General features: G+C 67.5%; 1 protein-coding gene. It reads right to left on the bottom strand.

Annotated features, from left to right (window positions below; all coding sequences use genetic code 11):
• Positions 1-298, bottom strand: a 298-nt coding sequence (locus EPY72_RS19620) for a hypothetical protein (RefSeq protein WP_210423472.1), incomplete at its 3' end; no start/stop codon positions are given.
• Between the last annotated feature and the right edge of the window lie 71 nt (positions 299-369).

Below are 369 nucleotides of genomic sequence, written 5' to 3'. Positions count from 1 at the left end.
GATCACCGCCCAGGCCGTCTCGCTCGCCGATCGCCGACAGCCCGATCTCCTCCGGCGCCGTCGACGACAACAGCTTCCGCGTCTCGTTCGGGTCTCCGCTCGGGCCCTCGTTCTCCGGTGAGTGCTCGCCCGAGCAGACTTGACAGAGCCGGTCGATGTCGACCACGCTCCGGGGTTTCTCGAACACGTTCTTCGCGCGCTCGAGGTACTGGCAGTCCGGATCCGTATGGACGTGGTTCCGGCCGCCGTTTCCACTCCGAGACACCACGTACACCGTCTCCTCGTCGGAGTCGGTCACGCACCAACACCCCTCTGGGCCGAGGCCTCCTGGAGACTCGCCTGCTCGGGCCGCCGACCGAACACCACCAG

The organism is Halorussus marinus, assembly GCF_004765795.1.
GTDB lineage: Archaea > Halobacteriota > Halobacteria > Halobacteriales > Haladaptataceae > Halorussus > Halorussus marinus.
This window is presented reverse-complemented; position numbering and strand designations above follow the sequence as displayed.